We start from the raw sequence: 15644 nt of genomic DNA, 5'->3' as shown, positions 1-15644 counted from the left end.
GTCGGAAGACTAGCCTGCCGACGCGCAGCCGCGCCGGACGGCTCCACAGGCCGGGCCGTCTGCACCACGGCCCGCTGCGGTACGGGATGATGGGCTCATGGGAAACCCGTACGCGCCCAAGCCCCCGGGCAGCACCCCGCACCGCCCGGTCGCGACCGGATCTCCGCAGGACGAGCAGGACGGCGGGCTCCCGCCGCAGCACCTCGCTCCGCAGCCTCTCCCGGGCCAGCCGGTCACGCCTGCTCCGGGCGACCACGGCCAGCCGGGACCGGGTGGCGCACCGGGCGGCTGGGACGGGCGTGGGGCACCGCGCGCGCCGCGCCCGCCGGTCGACCCCGAGAAGGCTCGCCTCGCGACCCGGGGAGTGATGATCTTCGGGCTCTACATGCTGGCCTCGCTGCTCCTCAGCTCGGTCGCGCTGCCCTGGCGGATGCTCAGCGTCGCCGTCGGTGTCGCTGCGCTGGTGGTCGGCGTCCGGGCCCTGCGGACCGTGTGGCGCGCAGGCCTGCGCGGTGGGCTCGTCGTGGTGCTGTCGGCCGGCATGCTCATGACCGTGGTCCTCGGGCTCTCGACCCTCGCGGTGATCCCGGTCTGGGGCATCGAGACAGACCGTCAGAGCTGCCTCGACCAGGCCATCACCGTCACGGCCCAGACGTCCTGCCAGACCACGTACGAGACGGCGATCGACGACTACAGGTCCTCGCTGACCGACTGAGGCGGGGTCGTCGGAGCAGGCGCAGCGGTCGAGGTCGACGTGGTCGTCGACGCGCCCTTCGTCGGTGCAGCTCCCGCTGTCTCCTCGCCAGGTGCTTCCGTCCCGGAACCTTCCCCCGTGCTGGAACCTGCGCCACCGGCTCCGGGATCCACCTCAGCGTCGCCGCCCGCGCTCCCCCGCCCGCGCACAGACCGCCACGCGGCCGCCACGGCGGCGTGCACCTCTGCGCGGGTGGCCAGCAGCACCAGCAGCGCGCCGAGACCGGTCTGCGCGGCCACGCACCCGCCGAGGTAGACGGGCGAGGCCCCGACGTCGGCGAGCCTGCCGGGACCGGCGACCCCCGAGGCGAGGCCCACCATGATCGCGGTGACCAGCCCGCTCCCCACGCCGACGAGCCCGGCGAGGGGGACGACGTGCCACCACACGAGGCTGTCGGTGCGGCGGGTCGCGGCCCACCCGCCGCAGATCCCGGCGACGACGACGAGCACAGGTGCCCAGAGCGCGATGCCACCCCCGGTGCTCGGAGCCGGCAGCGCGCCGAGGAGCGGGATGGCGGGCAGCGGCCCTGACGTGACGAAGTCAGGCCCGAAGTGCGTCCCGGAGCCGACGGAGAACCCCGGGCCGGCCAACCAGGTCACGGCGAGCACCGCAAGGTTGGGCAGCACGGCAAGCTGGGCGATCCCGAGGGAGATGGTGCTCGCGGCGTCGAGGCTCAGGTCGCTCAGCACGTCTGCGACGGTCGACCAGCCCATGAGCACCCAGAAGAGCGTGAGGAGACCGGCGAGCACGCCGAGGACAGCCGCGGCCGAGAGCGCGCCACGCACACCGACCCGCAGCAGCTGCGGAACCCGCGCGACGAGCGCACGAGCCTGCGCCACGAGCGGTCCGGGCTCCGGGCCTGTGAGCAGCCCCCAGCCGAGACCCAGGAGGGCGACCACCAGACCACCGACCACCGACGAGGCGAGCTGGAGCCCGTCGGTCGACCCTGTCGCGAGCGCCACGAGCAGGACGCCGACGACGTAGGTCGCGACCGCCGTCCACAGCGCGGACCGCGTCGCGACGATCGTGCGCCGCGCCGAGACCAGGACCGCGAAGACGGCGACGGCCGTGATGCCGAGCGGCACGAGGGTCACCGTCGCGGCGCCTGTGTGCAGGGGCGCCCCGTGCCCGAGCAGCCAGAGTCGGGCGGCGACAGGGACTGCGGCAGTCCAGCCCGAGGTCACGGCGCTCAGCTGGGCGTTGGCGGCCACGGCCATCGCGATGGCGGGGACGACGACCACGGCGAGCGAGAAGACGAGGGCCTGCACGGCCCCGAGGACCCCGGACACCCACGGGGCGCCGAGGTCGAGGCTGGGCCACCGGCGGGTCTTCTCGGGCTGCTCGAGCGTCCGTCGCACGGCACCGGGGCGGGTGCTGGTCGGGTCGTCGCTGCGAGGTCCTCGGTTCACACCGATCATGGTCTCCCCTCGTGGCCTCCGGGCGAGGGAGGCCGGACGGTGAGCCGGGCGACACCGGGCGTGAAAGTTCTGCGGAGACGTGGGGCCCGCGGCGACGGACGTCGCGAGGGGCCGCCTGCCCTGGCAACGGCCGCGATGAACCCATCAGGTGTGGCCCAGGGGCGAAGACCGCAGGCCCGCCCCGGACGTACCGGGACGGGCCTACGGGCCGTGCTGGCGGCCAGCAGGCCGCCGCTGAGCAGCTGCTCAGGCGGAGAGGATCTCCCGCATGAGCGCGGCGGTCTCGGACGGCGTCTTGCCGACCTTGACGCCGGCGGCCTCGAGGGCCTCCTTCTTGGCCTGCGCGGTGCCCGACGAGCCGGAGACGATGGCGCCGGCGTGGCCCATGGTCTTGCCCTCGGGAGCCGTGAAGCCTGCGACGTAGCCGACGACGGGCTTCGTCACGTGCTCGGCGATGTACGCCGCGGCACGCTCCTCGGCGTCGCCACCGATCTCACCGATCATGACGATCGCGGCGGTCTCGGGGTCGGCCTCGAAGGCCTCGAGGGCGTCGATGTGCGTCGTCCCGATGATCGGGTCTCCGCCGATGCCGATCGCGGTCGAGAAGCCGAAGTCACGGAGCTCGTACATCATCTGGTACGTGAGCGTGCCCGACTTGGACACGAGCCCGATCTTGCCGGCACCCGTGATGTTCGCGGGGATGATGCCGACGTTCGACAGCCCGGGGCTGATGAGCCCGGGGCAGTTCGGGCCGATGAGCCGCACGCCGCGCTCCTGAGCGAGCGTGAAGAACTCGGCGGTGTCCTTGACGGGGACACCCTCGGTGATGATGACCACGAGCGGGATACCTGCCTCGATGGCCTCGACGACGGCGGCCTTGGTGAAGGCCGGCGGCACGAAGATCACGGACACGTCAGCGCCGGTCTCGGTCATCGCGTCGGCGACAGAGCCGAACACGGGGACGTCGACGCTCGACTCGCCCTTCGGGAAGGTGACGGAGGTGCCGGCCTTGCGCGGGTTCACGCCGCCGACGATGTTCGTGCCCGAGGCGAGCATGCGCGTGGTGTGCTTCTGCCCCTCGGATCCGGTCATGCCCTGAACGATGACCTTGGAGTCCTCAGTGATGAAGATTGCCATTGTTGTGTCGCTTCTTCTCTCGTTCGGGTGCGGTCAGACCGACGCGTGGGCGAGCTCGGCAGCCTTGTCGGCGCCGCCGTCCATGGTGTCGGCGAGGGTCACGAGCGGGTGCGCAGCCTCGATGAGGATCGCGCGTCCCTCCTCGACGTTGTTGCCGTCGAGACGGACGACGAGAGGCTTGGTCGCGGCATCGCCGAGCACCTTGAGGGCGCCGACGATGCCGTTCGCGACAGCGTCGCACGCGGTGATGCCGCCGAAGACGTTGACGAAGACGCTCTTGACCTGCTCGTCACCGAGGATGACGTCGAGACCCGCGGCCATGACCTCGGCCGAGGCGCCACCACCGATGTCGAGGAAGTTGGCGGGCTTGACCCCGCCGTGCGCCTCGCCGGCGTACGCGACGACGTCGAGGGTGCTCATGACGAGCCCAGCGCCGTTGCCGATGATGCCGACCTCACCGTCGAGCTTGACGTAGTTGAGGTCGTTCTCCTTGGCCTTGGCCTCGAGAGGGTCGGCCGCAGCCTTGTCCTCGAGCTCGGCGTGCTCCGCGTGGCGGAACCCGGCGTTCTCGTCGAGGGTGACCTTGCCGTCGAGGGCGACGATCGAGCCGTCCTCGGTGCGGACGAGGGGGTTGACCTCGACGAGCGTCGCGTCCTCTTCCTTGTAGACGGTCCACAGCTTCTGGAACGCGTCGACGACCTGGGCCTTGATGTCGTCGGCGAAGCCGGCGGCCTCGGCGATCTCGATAGCCTTGGCCTCGTCGATCCCGACGATCGGGTCCACGGCGACCTTGGCGAGAGCCTCGGGGCGCTCGACCGCGAGCTGCTCGATCTCCATGCCACCCTCGACGCTCGCCATGGCGAGGTACGAGCGGTTGGCCCGGTCGAGGAGCACCGAGAAGTAGAACTCCTCGGCGATCTTCGCGCCGGCCGCGATCATGACGCGGTGGACGGTGTGTCCCTTGATGTCCATGCCGAGGATCTCTTCGGCCCTGGCGGCTGCCTCGTCGGGGGTGTGGGCGAGCTTGACGCCGCCCGCCTTCCCGCGGCCTCCGACCTTGACCTGCGCCTTGACGACGACAGTTCCTCCGCCGAGCTCTTCTGCGCCTGAGCGAGCCTCTTCAGGAGTGGTCGCGACCACTCCACCCAGCACGGGAACGCCGTGCTTCTCGAAGATGTCGCGCGCCTGGTATTCGAACAGGTCCACCCTGCTGCGTCCTTCCGTCGACCGGTACACAGATGTCTCGACATCGAGACACTTCTGGACAGCGTAGTGCCGATCACCCGATCGGCGCTCCTGACACTGTGTCAGGTAGGCCACAGTGCGAAGGGGCTTGCGGGTGGGCAGGCGCGAGCCTGCACGGCTGACCTGCGGACTTGCAGACCCGCAGGCTCGCGGATCTGCGAGCGGGCTACATCCACTTCTTCCGCTTGAAGACGACGTACAACCCGACACCGAGCACGACCATCGCGGTGACGGCCATCGGATAGCCGAGGGCCCAGTGGAGCTCGGGCATGCTGTCGAAGTTCATGCCGTAGATCGCACCGATGAGCGTCGGCGCGAAGAGGATCGCGGCCCACCCGGAGATCTTCTTCATGTCCTCGTTCTGGCGCTGGCTGACCAGGGTCGCGTTGACCGTGAGGATCTGCGCGAGAGCGTCGCGGAGCTCGGCGACCCGCGTGTCGACCCGCAGCAGGTGGTCGGAGACGTCCTGCAGGTAGGTGCGCAGCGCGTCGGGGATCCCGTACCTGTCGAAGCCCTTGCCGAGGGCGTCGAGCACATCGGTCAGCGACGAGGTCGCGTGCTGGAGGTCGATGACCTCCTGGCTCAGGCGGTAGATGCGCTCGGTGACGGCTGCGTCGCCGCTGAAGACCTGGCGCTCGATCTGCTCCTTGTCGACCGCGAGGCCGCGCAGGACCGGCAGGTAGCCGTCGACGATCGCGTCGAGCAGCCTGTAGAGGACAGCCTCCGGACCGAGGGCGAGCAGCCTGTCGTCGTCCAGCAGGGTGTGGTCGGCGATCTCGGTCGAGCTGCCCGGCATGGTCGTGTCGTCCGAGCCGTCGATCCACCGTCCGTCCTGGCAGAGCACCGCGATGGCGTGCGGTCGCACGAGCACGTGGAACTCCGAGAAGTCGACGTCTTCGATGTCGTCGAGGTAGCGCGCCGAGCGCACGACGAGGAACAGGACGTCGCCGTAGCGCTCGAGCTTGGGACGCTGACCGGCGTGGTGCAGGTCTTCGACGAGCACGGGGTGCAGGTCCCACGCGTGCGCGAGCTCGTCGACGTCGTCCGCGGTCGGCGTCGGGAAGAGGCTGAGCGTCATCGTGCCGGGCTCGTCCTGGGCGAAGCGCAGGGCCTCCGCGATGCTCACCTCGTGCGGCGCCGCGGTGAGGTGACCGTCGACGACGTACCGGGTGCGCCGGGTCGACACCGTCGTCTCGGGGGCCCCAGGGCCGGAAGCAGCCTGTGAGGACCGCCAGAACCGACTGCCCCGACGCGGACCCGCTGCGTCACTCTGCCTGTGCATCACTCGCACTCTCTTCCTCGGTGGCCCGTGGGCCTGCGGTCGTGGCGGCACGCGTCGCCCCACCGAGGGTACGGGGGCGCGGCTGGCCGGGCCGACCGACGGCGGAGCGCGTCGGTCGGGCGGGCGGCGGCCGTGGTCGGCTGGGCCGTGGTTGGCTGGGCCCTTGCGGGCGGTCGAGACCGGTGGCCTTCGCCCAGCCCGATCGCCTCTCAGCCTGACCGCAGCCCCGCCCGACCGCGACCAACCGTCAGAGCGTTCGGCTCATCTCGACCTCGAGCTCGTCGGGGGCGAGCGGGTACGGGACAGTGCGACCCGACGCGACGAAGCCGCGGCGCTCGTAGAACGCGCGAGCACGGGCGTTCTCCTCGTGGACGTGGAGCGTCAACCGGTCGCTCTCGGTCCGCGCCCAGTCTTCGATCGTCGTGAGCAGGGCGTCTGCCAGGCCGACCTCCCGGCCGCGGACGCCTGGCGCGACGTAGACACCGACGAGCAGCGGTCCCGTCGAGGCGTCGGGCACGAAGCCGCCCATGGTCGCGACCCAGCGTCCTGACGCGTCGATCGCGGCGATCGCGATGCCGTGCTCCGCGCTGCCTCGGGCGCCGCGCATGCGCCACTCTGCCTCGTCGTGGGACTGAGCGGTCTCGAGCGTCTCGACGTACGCCTTCGGGGTGTCGCGGATCATCTCGAGACGCAGCGCGCGGACCTCGCGCCAGTCGTCTGCGGTCGTCCGTCTGATGGTGAGCTCGTGTGCTGTCACCGGCCACAGCCTAGGACCGGCGGGCGGATCGATCCAGCCTGGCGGGTCTGGCGAGCAGACGGTCGACGTCTCAACCAGAGGCCCAGTCAGACGTCCAGTCAGAGGCTTAGTCAGACGGTCTCGGACGGCTGGACCACCACGAAGCCCGGACCGTGGAAGGAGTACTGGATCGCCTCGCCGGAGCCGCGGCCGATGAAGGACATCGCGCTCATCGAGCTGACGATGGTCGGGGCGATGCTCGCCGACCAGCACACGGCTGCGTCGGTGTCGACGAAGACCGGGCGCTGCGAGCAGTCGAGGATCAGCGGCGGGCCGTCAGAGGTGAGCGCAACAGTCCCGTGGCCGCCGATGACGGTGTTGAACAGGCCGGCTCCGACCATCCCGGCACCGCTCGTGCGGTGCACGTCCCACTGGAGGTTCGCGTCGAAGGCGAGGAGAGAGTGGCCGCCGACACTGATGCCCTCCCCCTCGAGCAGCATGGTGAAGACGTTCGCCGCTCGGCGGGCGAGGTACACCTCGCCCTGACCGCTCATGCGCATGAGCGGCTGGTCCTCGGCGGTGAGCACCCGCTTCATCACCTTGGCGACCGAGCCGGCGCCCTCGTGCTTGAACTGGACCTGGCCGGTGTACGCGACCATGACGCCCTTGGCGGCGATGACGTCGGGACCGAGGGACACCCGCAGCATCTTGGGGCTCTGCAGGGTGTACCGCTCGCCGGTGTGGACCTCGTTGTGGGCCTGGTTGAAGAGCTCGCTTCGCATGGCACGAGTATGCCCTGCGAGGTGGGCGTGTGGCAGGATGCCCGGCCGCTGAACCGGCACGCCGGACACCCGGTTGCCCGCTGTCTGGCTGCTGTCTGCCTGCTGGGCCTGCTTGTCCGGCAGGCCCAGCCTCAGAGCTTGGTGACCGGGGCGAACCTCAGCAGCAGCCGCTTGGTGCCGTCCCCGCCGAAGTCGATCTTCGCGACGGCCTTGGTGCCGACACCCTCGACGGCCAGCACGGTCCCGAGACCGAAGGAGTCGTGCGTGACCCTGTCGCCGACGGCGAGCGACGGGATGTCGCCCTCGGCCTTGCCTCCGCCTGAGCCGAAGCTGGGCGCCGCGGGCTCGGCCTGCTTCTTCCACGCCGGGATGGTCGTCGTCTTCGAGCTGCGGTAGCCGCTGCCGCCGATGGGCGGGGCGAAGTCGTCGTCGTCTGAGGACCGCCGTCGCTGTCCGGATCCGTAGCCACCCGACCCGTACCCGCCGGAGTAGCCGCCCGGGCCGCGGAGCGCGGACATGCTCGACTCACGACGACGCCAGTCCCAGAGCTCTTCGGGGACCTCGTCGAGGAACCGGCTCGCCGGGAACTCGTTGGCCATGCCCCACGCGGACCGCACGGCCGACCGCGAGATGTACAGCCGTTCACGCGCTCGGGTGATGCCGACGTAGGCGAGGCGGCGCTCTTCGGCGAGCTCGACCTCGTCGTGCAGCGACCGCATGTGCGGGAAGGTCCCGTCTTCCATGCCGGTGAGGAACACGACGGGGAACTCGAGGCCCTTGGCCGTGTGCAACGTCATGAGCGTGACGACCCCGGGGTCGACCACTGGGACACCCTCGTGACCGGAGTCGTCGGCGCTGGGGATCTGGTCGGAGTCGGCCACGAGCGAGACGCGCTCGAGGAAGTCTGCGAGCGTGCCCTCGGGCTCGGACTCCTCGAACTCGCTCGCGACGGCGTGGAGCTCGGCGAGGTTCTCCACGCGCGACTCGTCCTGCGGGTCGTCGCTCGCGCGGAGGTCTTTGAGGTACCCGGTGCGGTCGAGGACCTCGCCGATGATCTCGGCCGGCCCAGCGCCACCCTCGGCGAGCTCGCGGAGCCCGTCCATGAGGTCGCGGAAGGCCTTGAGCGGCGTCCGGGTGCGGGTCGTGAGCCCAGGGATCTCGTCGAGCCTGTCGAGCGCCTCGCCGAAGGACGACCTGTCACGCTCTGCCTGGGCGACGACCATCGACTCGGCCCTGTCCCCCAGCCCGCGCTTGGGCACGTTGAGGATGCGGCGCATGTTGACGTCGTCGTCAGGGTTGGCGACGGCGCGCAGGTAGGCGATGACGTCCTTGATCTCGCGGCGCTCGTAGAAGCGCGTGCCGCCGACCACCTTGTAGGGCAGGCCGACGCGGATCAGGACCTCTTCGAGCGCACGGGACTGCGCGTTGGTGCGGTAGAAGATCGCGACGTCGCCTGGGCGCACCTTCTCGGTGTCGCCGAGGCGGTCAATCTCCTGGGCGATGAACCGGGCCTCTTCGTGCTCGTTGTCGGCGACGTAGCCGATGATCTTCGCGCCCTCGCCCGCGTCGGTCCACAGGCGCTTGGGCTTGCGGTCGGTGTTGCGCGAGATCACGGCGTTCGCGGCCGAGAGGATGTTCTGGGTCGAGCGGTAGTTCTGCTCGAGGAGGATGGTCCGCGCGTCAGGGTAGTCGGCCTCGAACTCGAGGATGTTGCGGATCGTCGCACCACGGAAGGCGTAGATCGACTGGTCGGCGTCACCGACGACGGTCAGCTCGCCGGGCGGGAGCGCACCGGGCTGGCTGGCGTGCCGGCTGGTCTGCTGGCCCTGCCCCTGCGCCAGGTGGTCGCTGTCGTCCTGGGCACCCGTGCCGCCGGGGTGGTCCGACTCGTCGGGAGCCTGCTCGTCTGCGGTGCCAGACGTGCCGCCGTCGCGCCGGGGCGCCGAGCCGGCGAGCTCCCGGACGAGGATGTACTGCGCGTGGTTGGTGTCCTGGTACTCGTCGACGAGGATGTGGCGGAACCTGCGCCTGTAGTGCTCTGCGACGGCCGGGTGCTCCTGCAGCAGCGTGACCGTGGACATGATGAGGTCGTCGAAGTCGAGGGCGTGCGCCTGCCGCAGCCTCGTCTGGTACCGGGTGTAGACGTCGGAGAGCACCTGGTCGACCTCGTTGGCGGTCGACCCCGAGGGCGACGACGCGCCCGACTCAGCGGCGTAGCGCTCCGGGGTGACCAGCTCGTCCTTGAGGGAGGAGATCTTGTTCTGCAGCTGCTTCGCGGGGAACTTCTTGGGGTCCAGGTCGAGCTCGCGCAGCACCATGGTGAGCAGCCGCTGAGAGTCGGCGGAGTCGTAGATCGAGAAGCTCTGGCGCAGCCCGAGGGACTTGGCCTCACGGCGCAGGATCCGCACGCAGGCCGAGTGGAAGGTCGAGACCCACATCCGCCCGGCCGCTGGCCCCACGAGCGCGGCGACGCGTTCACGCATCTCCGCAGCGGCCTTGTTGGTGAAGGTGATCGCGAGGATCTCCGACGGCCTCGCCCGACCCGTCGCGAGCAGGTGCGCGATGCGGTGGGTGAGCACCCGGGTCTTCCCCGACCCGGCGCCCGCGACGATGAGGAGCGGGCTCCCGCCGTGCTCGACAGCCTCGCGCTGCTGCGGGTTCAGGCCTTCGACGAGCTCGGCGGCGACCTTGGACGCACGGTCACGGGCCTGCTCTGCGGACGCCTCCCAGTCCTGCGGGTGCGCGGCTGCGACACGCGCGAGGGCGTCGCTCGCGGGACCCGCAGAGGAGGAGCCCGCTGCGTGGGCGTCGGACCCGCCGGGTGCGCTCGCGCCGGACGCAGGCCCGGAGGCCTCGCCTGCGGCGGCCGCCTGCGCGGGGGCGCGACCGAGGCCTGCGTCGTCGAAACCTGGGAGGTGATCAAAGAGAGAAGTCATAGCGGACCCAGCCTAAGCGTCAGGACCGACACGAGGGACCGCCGGTGACACTCCCCAGTCACGTGGCGATCAGCCCGACCACCCACGCCCCGACGGCGACGAGCGAGCCCGCCAGCTCGATGAGCACCGTGAGCGCTGTCGCCGTGAGAGCGGCCTTCGTGGCCGACCACGCGAGCGCCGCGTCGCGACGCCGCGAGAGCTCGCAGAGGAAGATCCCGCCGACGAACCCGACGAAGAGCCCGACCACGGGGATGACGAAGAACAGGACGATCCCCGCGACCGCGCCGACCACGACGGTCGAGCCCGGGACCTGAGCGCGTGTCATGTGCCGCCCCGCGACGAGGTACTTGACCACGGCCGAGGCGGCCACGGCGACGACCGCAACGACGAAGACCGCCCACGCGACGGCACCGCCGGTCATGATCGTCCACACCAGCAGCGCGGCGAGGATCACGAGCCCACCGGGGATGATCTGCGTGGTCCCGCCCACCAGCCCGACGAGCATGACGAGGCCCACGACGACTTCCAAGATTCCTGACATGCGGGTCACCCTAGGCCCCCGGAGCCGCTGTGCGAGGGTTGTGCTCATGCAGATCAGGTACCCGCGCCCCCTCCGCCCCGGCGACACCATCGGGGTGACCGCACCGTCGAGCGGCGTCGGCGACGCGGTCCGCGGCAGGTTCGACCACGCCGTGTCCTGGCTCCGTGAGCGCGGCTACGAGGTCCAGCTGGGAGAGTGCCTGGACGGCACGACGCACGTGAGTGCGCCTGTGCTCGAGCGGGCCGCGGAGCTGCAGCGGATGCTCACCGATCCCGAGGTCCGGGCAGTGATCCCGCCGTGGGGCGGCGAGACCGCGATCGACCTGCTCCCGCACCTCGACATGGCGGCCGTCGCCGCCGCCGAGCCGACGTGGATGGTCGGCTTCTCCGACATCTCGACGATCCTCACGCCTTTGACGCTGCTCACCGGGTGGGCGACGCTGCACGGCACCAACCTCATGGACACCCCGTACGAGGTCCCGGCCCCGCTGCTCTCGTGGTTGGACGTCGCGACGGCCGCCCCGGGGGCCACGCTGCGCCAGGCGAGCCCGGGGGTGCACCGCGCCTCCGGCTGGGACGACTGGGGTGTCGACCCGACAGTCTCCCAGCACACGTGGGACGGGACCGGTGGGTGGCGCAGGATCGACCGCTCAGACGACGTCGACGGCACTGGCGGGCTGGTCCTGGAGGGGCGGGTCGTCGGAGGCTGCATCGAGACGCAGTCGGGGATCGCCGGGACGCCTTTCGGGCGGACGGCGGCGCTGCGCGGCGGCTCTGGGGCTGACGAATCTGCGGGGGTTGGTTCGGCGGGTGTCGGTTCGGCGGGTGTCGGTTCGGCGGGTGTTAGTTCTACGGATGTCGGTTCTGCAACTTTCGGTTCTGCGGATGTCGGATCTGCGTCTGACGACTCTGCGTCTGGCAGGTCTGGGATCCTCGATGCCAGGCCTGGGGCCGGGCCGCTGATCGTCTACGTCGAGGCCGCCGGTGAGGACGCGCTGTCGATCTGCCGCAGGCTGCACAGCATGCGCCTGGCCGGGTACTTCGACGGGGCGGTCGCGGTGCTCGTCGGGCGGACGTCGGCACCCGACTCCCCCACGATGACGCAGGACGAGGCCGTCCTCGACGCCCTGGGGAGCCTCGGGGTCCCGATCGTCGCGGACGTCGAGTGCGGTCACGTCCCGCCCTACCTGCTGATGGTCAACGGGTCGTGGGGACGGCTCGTGTGGACCGAGGAAGAGCAGTACCTGGAGCAGTCGCTGGTCTGAGGGTGCGGGAGTGGGCGGGACCCCGTCTGCTCGTGGGAGAGGGTGGAGCCCGGTCAGCGTGCGGACGAGGGCAGAGCCCGGCTGAGTGTCTGGAAGAGGGCGGGGCCCGGTCCGAGTGTCTCTACGAGGGCGGAGCCCGGGCTGACTGGGCAACAGTCAGCTGGGCCCGGTCCGAGTGTCTCTACGAGGGCGGAGCCCGGGCTGACTGGGCAACAGTCATGACGGATGCAGGCACCTATCGCTCGCGGGCATCCCGGTGGGCCCTCAGACTGCGCCCTCGGGTCACAGCCTCTCCGCGTAGCGCTGACGACCACGACCACGCTGCCGCGGCTCGTGTCAGTGGGTATCCGTAGAATTGCCGCATGACGACGATAGCGGTGATACCTCGCGATACGGTCGGGCGGCGCCCCACCGTCTCTGCGCTCGCGCGGCGCGATGCCGTCGGCGTTCGGCACTCTCGCGACACGGTCAGGACAGGGCCAGCCGAGGCGACACAGCGTCCTGCTCCTGCTCCTGCTCCTGCTCCTGCTCCTGCTCCTGCTCCTGCTCCTGCTCCTGCTCCGACCAGCCTGACCTCCCTCTGGACCCGACCGCCACCGACCTCCTACGCCGAGGCCGACGAGGCCCTGGGGGTCCTGCTCGACGCCGTGGTGGCTGCTGATCGTGAGCTGGCCGTGGTGGCTGCCCGCCGGGCAGATCTGATCGACCAGGTACGACGGTGGTCGCGGTTCTCCGTCGACGCGCTGGCACAGGCGCGGGGTCAGGAGCGCGGGTCGATCGAAGACCATCGCATCGCTTCGCGGTCCACGACCGCCGAGCTGGCGTGCAGCCTGCGGGTCCCCGAAGGATCGGCGATGGTCCTCCTCGACGAGGCCCAGGCACTGGTCCACGAGCTGCCCGCGACGATGACCGCACTCGGTGAGGGGACGCTGTCCTACAGGCACGCCCAGGTGGTCATGTCGGCCACAGCCGCTCTCGACGAGGGCCCGACGCTGGCGTTGGACGTGATGCTGGCCGAGCGGGCGAAGACCACCACGGTGGCGAACCTGGGTCGGGTAGCGCGGCGCGCCCGTGAACGTCATGACCCGCGCCCACTGGTCGAGCGTCACACGGTCGCCCTGGTCGAGCGCCGGGTCGAGCTCGAGCCCGGGCGAGACGGCATGTCCTGGCTGCACCAGCTCATGCCTGCAGTGCACGCCGCAGCGATCTTCAACCGGCTCTCCGACATCGCCATCTCCTGCCAAGGCCCTGAGGAGACCCGAACGCTGGCGCAGCTGCGTGCCGACGCGTGCATCGAGCTGCTCCTGGACGACGACGCGCGGGCAGCAGCGGACGGCGGGTCTGCCTGGACTGCGCCGCATGGTACGGACTCACAACACTTCTCGAGCTCCCAGCCCGGCTCGGACTCACAACACTTCTCGAGCTCACAGCCCGGCTCGGACTCACTGCCCGGCTCAGACCCACGGCGCGGCTCAACCTCACAGCCCGCCTCGGACTCACAGCACTTCTCGAGCTCACAGCCCGGCTCGAGCCCGCAGCCCGGCTCAGGTAGAGCCTCCAGCTCATCAGGCGAGCTCGACCCGTCCGCACAAGAGCCGAGCACTCCTCAGCACCTCCGATCTCGAGTGACCTCGACCTCGCCGACTCTGAGCACGAGCGGTGGCCCCACCTCACCCGCCGCCCTCGAACACCCCTCGACCAGGGCGCCCGGGAGCACCCTGCCCGTCTCGGTACGGGGCATCCGTCCCGTCGTGGCCGTCACCGTGCCCGTCATGACGCTGCTCGGACACTCTGAGGAACCGGGCGACCTCGCCGGCTACGGGCCCATCGACGCCGCGACAGCACGCGAGCTCGCAGCCCACGCCACCAGCTTCATCCGGCTCCTGACCCACCCGGAGACCGGGACGGTCCTCTCCGTAGGCAGAGACAGGTATGCCGTCCCCGCGGACCTGCGTACGTGGCTCCAGATCCGTGACGAGACCTGCCGGTTCCCCGGGTGCTCACGACGAGCCGCCCGATGCGACGTCGACCACATCACCGACTGGGCCCGAGGAGGCACCACCAGCCACAGCAACCTCATCCACCTGTGCAGGAAGCACCACCGCCTCAAGCACACCACCCGATGGACCCCACGGATGGCCAGCACCATCACCGAGGGCACCTCCCAGAGCCCTGCCGAGGAGACCGCGAGCCACACCGACGACTCCGTCGTGCACTGGGACGCGCCGTCGGGGCGCACCCATCTCGATCATCCTGCAGTCCAGCTCTCCGACCCTGTCGGCAGGTCCGGACACGTTGCCGTCACGCCCAAGACGCCGGCCCGTGGCACGCCGATCCGGACCGGGCTTCCGGAGGGAAGGACTGACCATGACCTCGGCGACCACCCGCCCTTCTGACCGGGACAAGCAGCCGGGGCAACTCTTGCTCCGCGGATTCCCGGGGCACGCTCCCGAGAACCGTGACCGGCCGGCCCGTAGGCATCACCAGCCCGTGGCGTCGAGCACCTCGAGAGCGACGTCCTCGACTGCGCGACCGTCGGTGGAGATCACGACGACAGACTTCGACGCGCGCTGCTGCAGCAGCATCGCGGCACGGAGGCTGCGATCGATGTGCAGGTCCACCCGATCACCAGTCTCGCGCCGCGCAAGACGCTGAGCGACGGTCCTGGCACCAGCGACGAGGACCACGCTGGTGAACTCGACCTCGGACGACACCACACCTCCGGCAGACGATGCGCGGACCGCCCGCCGGATCATCTCTTCTTCGAGAACACTCACGGTGTTGGTGTAGATCAGCCGCGTCTGACCGACCTCGGCAAACCCAGACCACACACTCGCAAGATTCCTCTCGACGATCCCCGATCGTGAAGGGTCTCCTGGCGGCGCCGGGAAGATGTGCCCGAGTGTGTCGCCGTCGATCACACAGTGATCCACGCCGCGGTGCTCGAGGATCGCGGAAAGCTCCCATCCGACAGTCGTCTTGCCTGTCCCTGAAGCACCGCCGAGCAGGAGGATGTGGATCGTGGTCATCGCGCACGACGCTAACCCTCGAGCCCCAGGGCTCGCGAGAGTTTTTGTGGCTGGCCGCGGTGACGCGGTAACGCGGAGAACGCGCTCACTCCCCCGAGGGATCGCTCCACCTCGACTCCGAGAGCGAGGATCAGCTGGCACGCCTCAGACGAAGACAGCGATCACGACGTTGACCAGGGTCAGTCCGCCGATCGTGTGCTTGACCGCAGGGGCTACGGCGTCGCCTCTCTTCTTCGCGACGAGTGCGAGCACGGTGACGACCAGGGCGATGACGAGCTTGATCCCGATCTTGACCATCGACGGGTCTTTGTCGAGCGAGTCGACCGACTCGGCCAGACCGACCATGAGGACGCCGGTGACGAGCGCCGTCGCAGCGCCGTGGAAAGTACCGCGGTAGACCCCTGGCTGACGGATCGTGGCGATGTACCCACCGAGCACGATGGCCCAACCGACGAGATGGAGGACGAGGAGGAGGTTGTAGAGGAAGTCCATGCTCAGATCTTAATGACTCGTCGTCAGA

The 15644-nt window shown here is 70.2% G+C and carries 13 protein-coding genes; 3 read left to right on the top strand and 10 right to left on the bottom strand.

All coding sequences use genetic code 11. The features are described from left to right. Positions 1–97: 97 nt before the first annotated feature. The gene (locus tag ASG53_RS04360; RefSeq protein WP_056128934.1) at positions 98–715 is read left to right on the top strand and encodes a hypothetical protein; all 618 of its coding nucleotides are present in this window, start codon (positions 98–100) and stop codon (positions 713–715) included. Here ASG53_RS04360 and ASG53_RS04355 read toward each other — a convergent pair. The 8 genes from ASG53_RS04355 to ASG53_RS04320 all read right to left on the bottom strand — a co-directional run bounded on the left by ASG53_RS04355 (position 691) and on the right by ASG53_RS04320 (position 10831). Continuing rightward, positions 691–2163, bottom strand: coding sequence for a cell division protein PerM (locus ASG53_RS04355; protein ID WP_156382656.1), 1473 nt, complete (start codon positions 2161–2163; stop codon positions 691–693). The genes ASG53_RS04360 and ASG53_RS04355 overlap by 25 nt on opposite strands. A gap of 255 nt (positions 2164–2418) precedes the next feature. Next, positions 2419–3309, bottom strand: coding sequence for a succinate--CoA ligase subunit alpha (gene sucD, locus ASG53_RS04350; RefSeq protein WP_056128929.1), 891 nt, complete (start codon positions 3307–3309; stop codon positions 2419–2421). 33 nt (positions 3310–3342) lie between these two features. Then, positions 3343–4515, bottom strand: coding sequence for an ADP-forming succinate--CoA ligase subunit beta (gene sucC, locus ASG53_RS04345; protein WP_056128925.1), 1173 nt, complete (start codon positions 4513–4515; stop codon positions 3343–3345). Between the two features lie 205 nt (positions 4516–4720). Then, positions 4721–5740 (bottom strand): magnesium and cobalt transport protein CorA, encoded by a 1020-nt coding sequence (locus ASG53_RS04340; RefSeq protein WP_442983365.1) that lies wholly within the window; start codon positions 5738–5740, stop codon positions 4721–4723. A gap of 343 nt (positions 5741–6083) precedes the next feature. Beyond that, on the bottom strand, positions 6084–6593 hold the full coding sequence (locus tag ASG53_RS04335) for a GNAT family N-acetyltransferase (RefSeq protein WP_235533823.1): 510 nt from the start codon (positions 6591–6593) through the stop codon (positions 6084–6086). 110 nt (positions 6594–6703) lie between these two features. After that, entirely contained in the window at positions 6704–7354 is a 651-nt protein-coding gene (locus tag ASG53_RS04330) for an AIM24 family protein (RefSeq protein ID WP_056128922.1), read from the bottom strand. Between the two features lie 131 nt (positions 7355–7485). After that, a complete protein-coding gene (pcrA, locus tag ASG53_RS04325; protein WP_056128920.1) occupies positions 7486–10290 on the bottom strand; it encodes a DNA helicase PcrA in 2805 nt (934 codons plus the stop codon). Between the two features lie 58 nt (positions 10291–10348). Continuing rightward, positions 10349–10831: a DUF456 domain-containing protein gene (locus ASG53_RS04320; RefSeq protein ID WP_056130657.1), complete on the bottom strand. Its 483-nt coding sequence runs from the start codon at positions 10829–10831 to the stop codon at positions 10349–10351. A 46-nt stretch (positions 10832–10877) separates the two neighbouring features. On the opposite strand from ASG53_RS04320, the gene ASG53_RS04315 reads away from it, so the two are divergent. Then, positions 10878–12095, top strand: a complete 1218-nt coding sequence (locus ASG53_RS04315) for a S66 family peptidase (RefSeq protein WP_056128917.1) — start codon at positions 10878–10880, stop codon at positions 12093–12095. A gap of 362 nt (positions 12096–12457) precedes the next feature. Beyond that, positions 12458–14491 (top strand): HNH endonuclease signature motif containing protein, encoded by a 2034-nt coding sequence (locus ASG53_RS20265; RefSeq protein WP_235533822.1) that lies wholly within the window; start codon positions 12458–12460, stop codon positions 14489–14491. 84 nt (positions 14492–14575) lie between these two features. On the opposite strand, the gene ASG53_RS04305 is transcribed toward ASG53_RS20265, so the two are convergent. Both ASG53_RS04305 and ASG53_RS04300 read right to left on the bottom strand, forming a co-directional pair. Then, positions 14576–15124 (bottom strand): AAA family ATPase, encoded by a 549-nt coding sequence (locus ASG53_RS04305; RefSeq protein WP_056128911.1) that lies wholly within the window; start codon positions 15122–15124, stop codon positions 14576–14578. 144 nt (positions 15125–15268) lie between these two features. Beyond that, a complete protein-coding gene (locus tag ASG53_RS04300; protein ID WP_056128908.1) occupies positions 15269–15616 on the bottom strand; it encodes a hypothetical protein in 348 nt (115 codons plus the stop codon). Positions 15617–15644 lie beyond the last annotated feature (28 nt).

The organism is Sanguibacter sp. Leaf3 (genome assembly GCF_001425965.1).
Classification (GTDB): domain Bacteria; phylum Actinomycetota; class Actinomycetes; order Actinomycetales; family Cellulomonadaceae; genus Sanguibacter; species Sanguibacter inulinus.
The sequence above is the reverse complement of the archived record's forward strand: the minus strand, read 5'-3'. Positions and strand labels throughout refer to the sequence as shown.

What these genes read in the sequence shown, in the direction of transcription:
- ASG53_RS04360 (WP_056128934.1), top strand. Translation starts at nt 98, where the DNA reads ATGGGAAACCCGTACGCGCCCAAGCCCCCGGGCAGCACCCCGCACCGC.
- sucD (WP_056128929.1), bottom strand. Translation starts at nt 3,309, where the DNA reads ATGGCAATCTTCATCACTGAGGACTCCAAGGTCATCGTTCAGGGCATG.
- ASG53_RS04330 (WP_056128922.1), bottom strand. Translation starts at nt 7,354, where the DNA reads ATGCGAAGCGAGCTCTTCAACCAGGCCCACAACGAGGTCCACACCGGC.
- pcrA (WP_056128920.1), bottom strand. Translation starts at nt 10,290, where the DNA reads ATGACTTCTCTCTTTGATCACCTCCCAGGTTTCGACGACGCAGGCCTC.
- ASG53_RS04320 (WP_056130657.1), bottom strand. Translation starts at nt 10,831, where the DNA reads ATGTCAGGAATCTTGGAAGTCGTCGTGGGCCTCGTCATGCTCGTCGGG.
- ASG53_RS04315 (WP_056128917.1), top strand. Translation starts at nt 10,878, where the DNA reads ATGCAGATCAGGTACCCGCGCCCCCTCCGCCCCGGCGACACCATCGGG.
- ASG53_RS20265 (WP_235533822.1), top strand. Translation starts at nt 12,458, where the DNA reads ATGACGACGATAGCGGTGATACCTCGCGATACGGTCGGGCGGCGCCCC.
- ASG53_RS04305 (WP_056128911.1), bottom strand. Translation starts at nt 15,124, where the DNA reads ATGACCACGATCCACATCCTCCTGCTCGGCGGTGCTTCAGGGACAGGC.
- ASG53_RS04300 (WP_056128908.1), bottom strand. Translation starts at nt 15,616, where the DNA reads ATGGACTTCCTCTACAACCTCCTCCTCGTCCTCCATCTCGTCGGTTGG.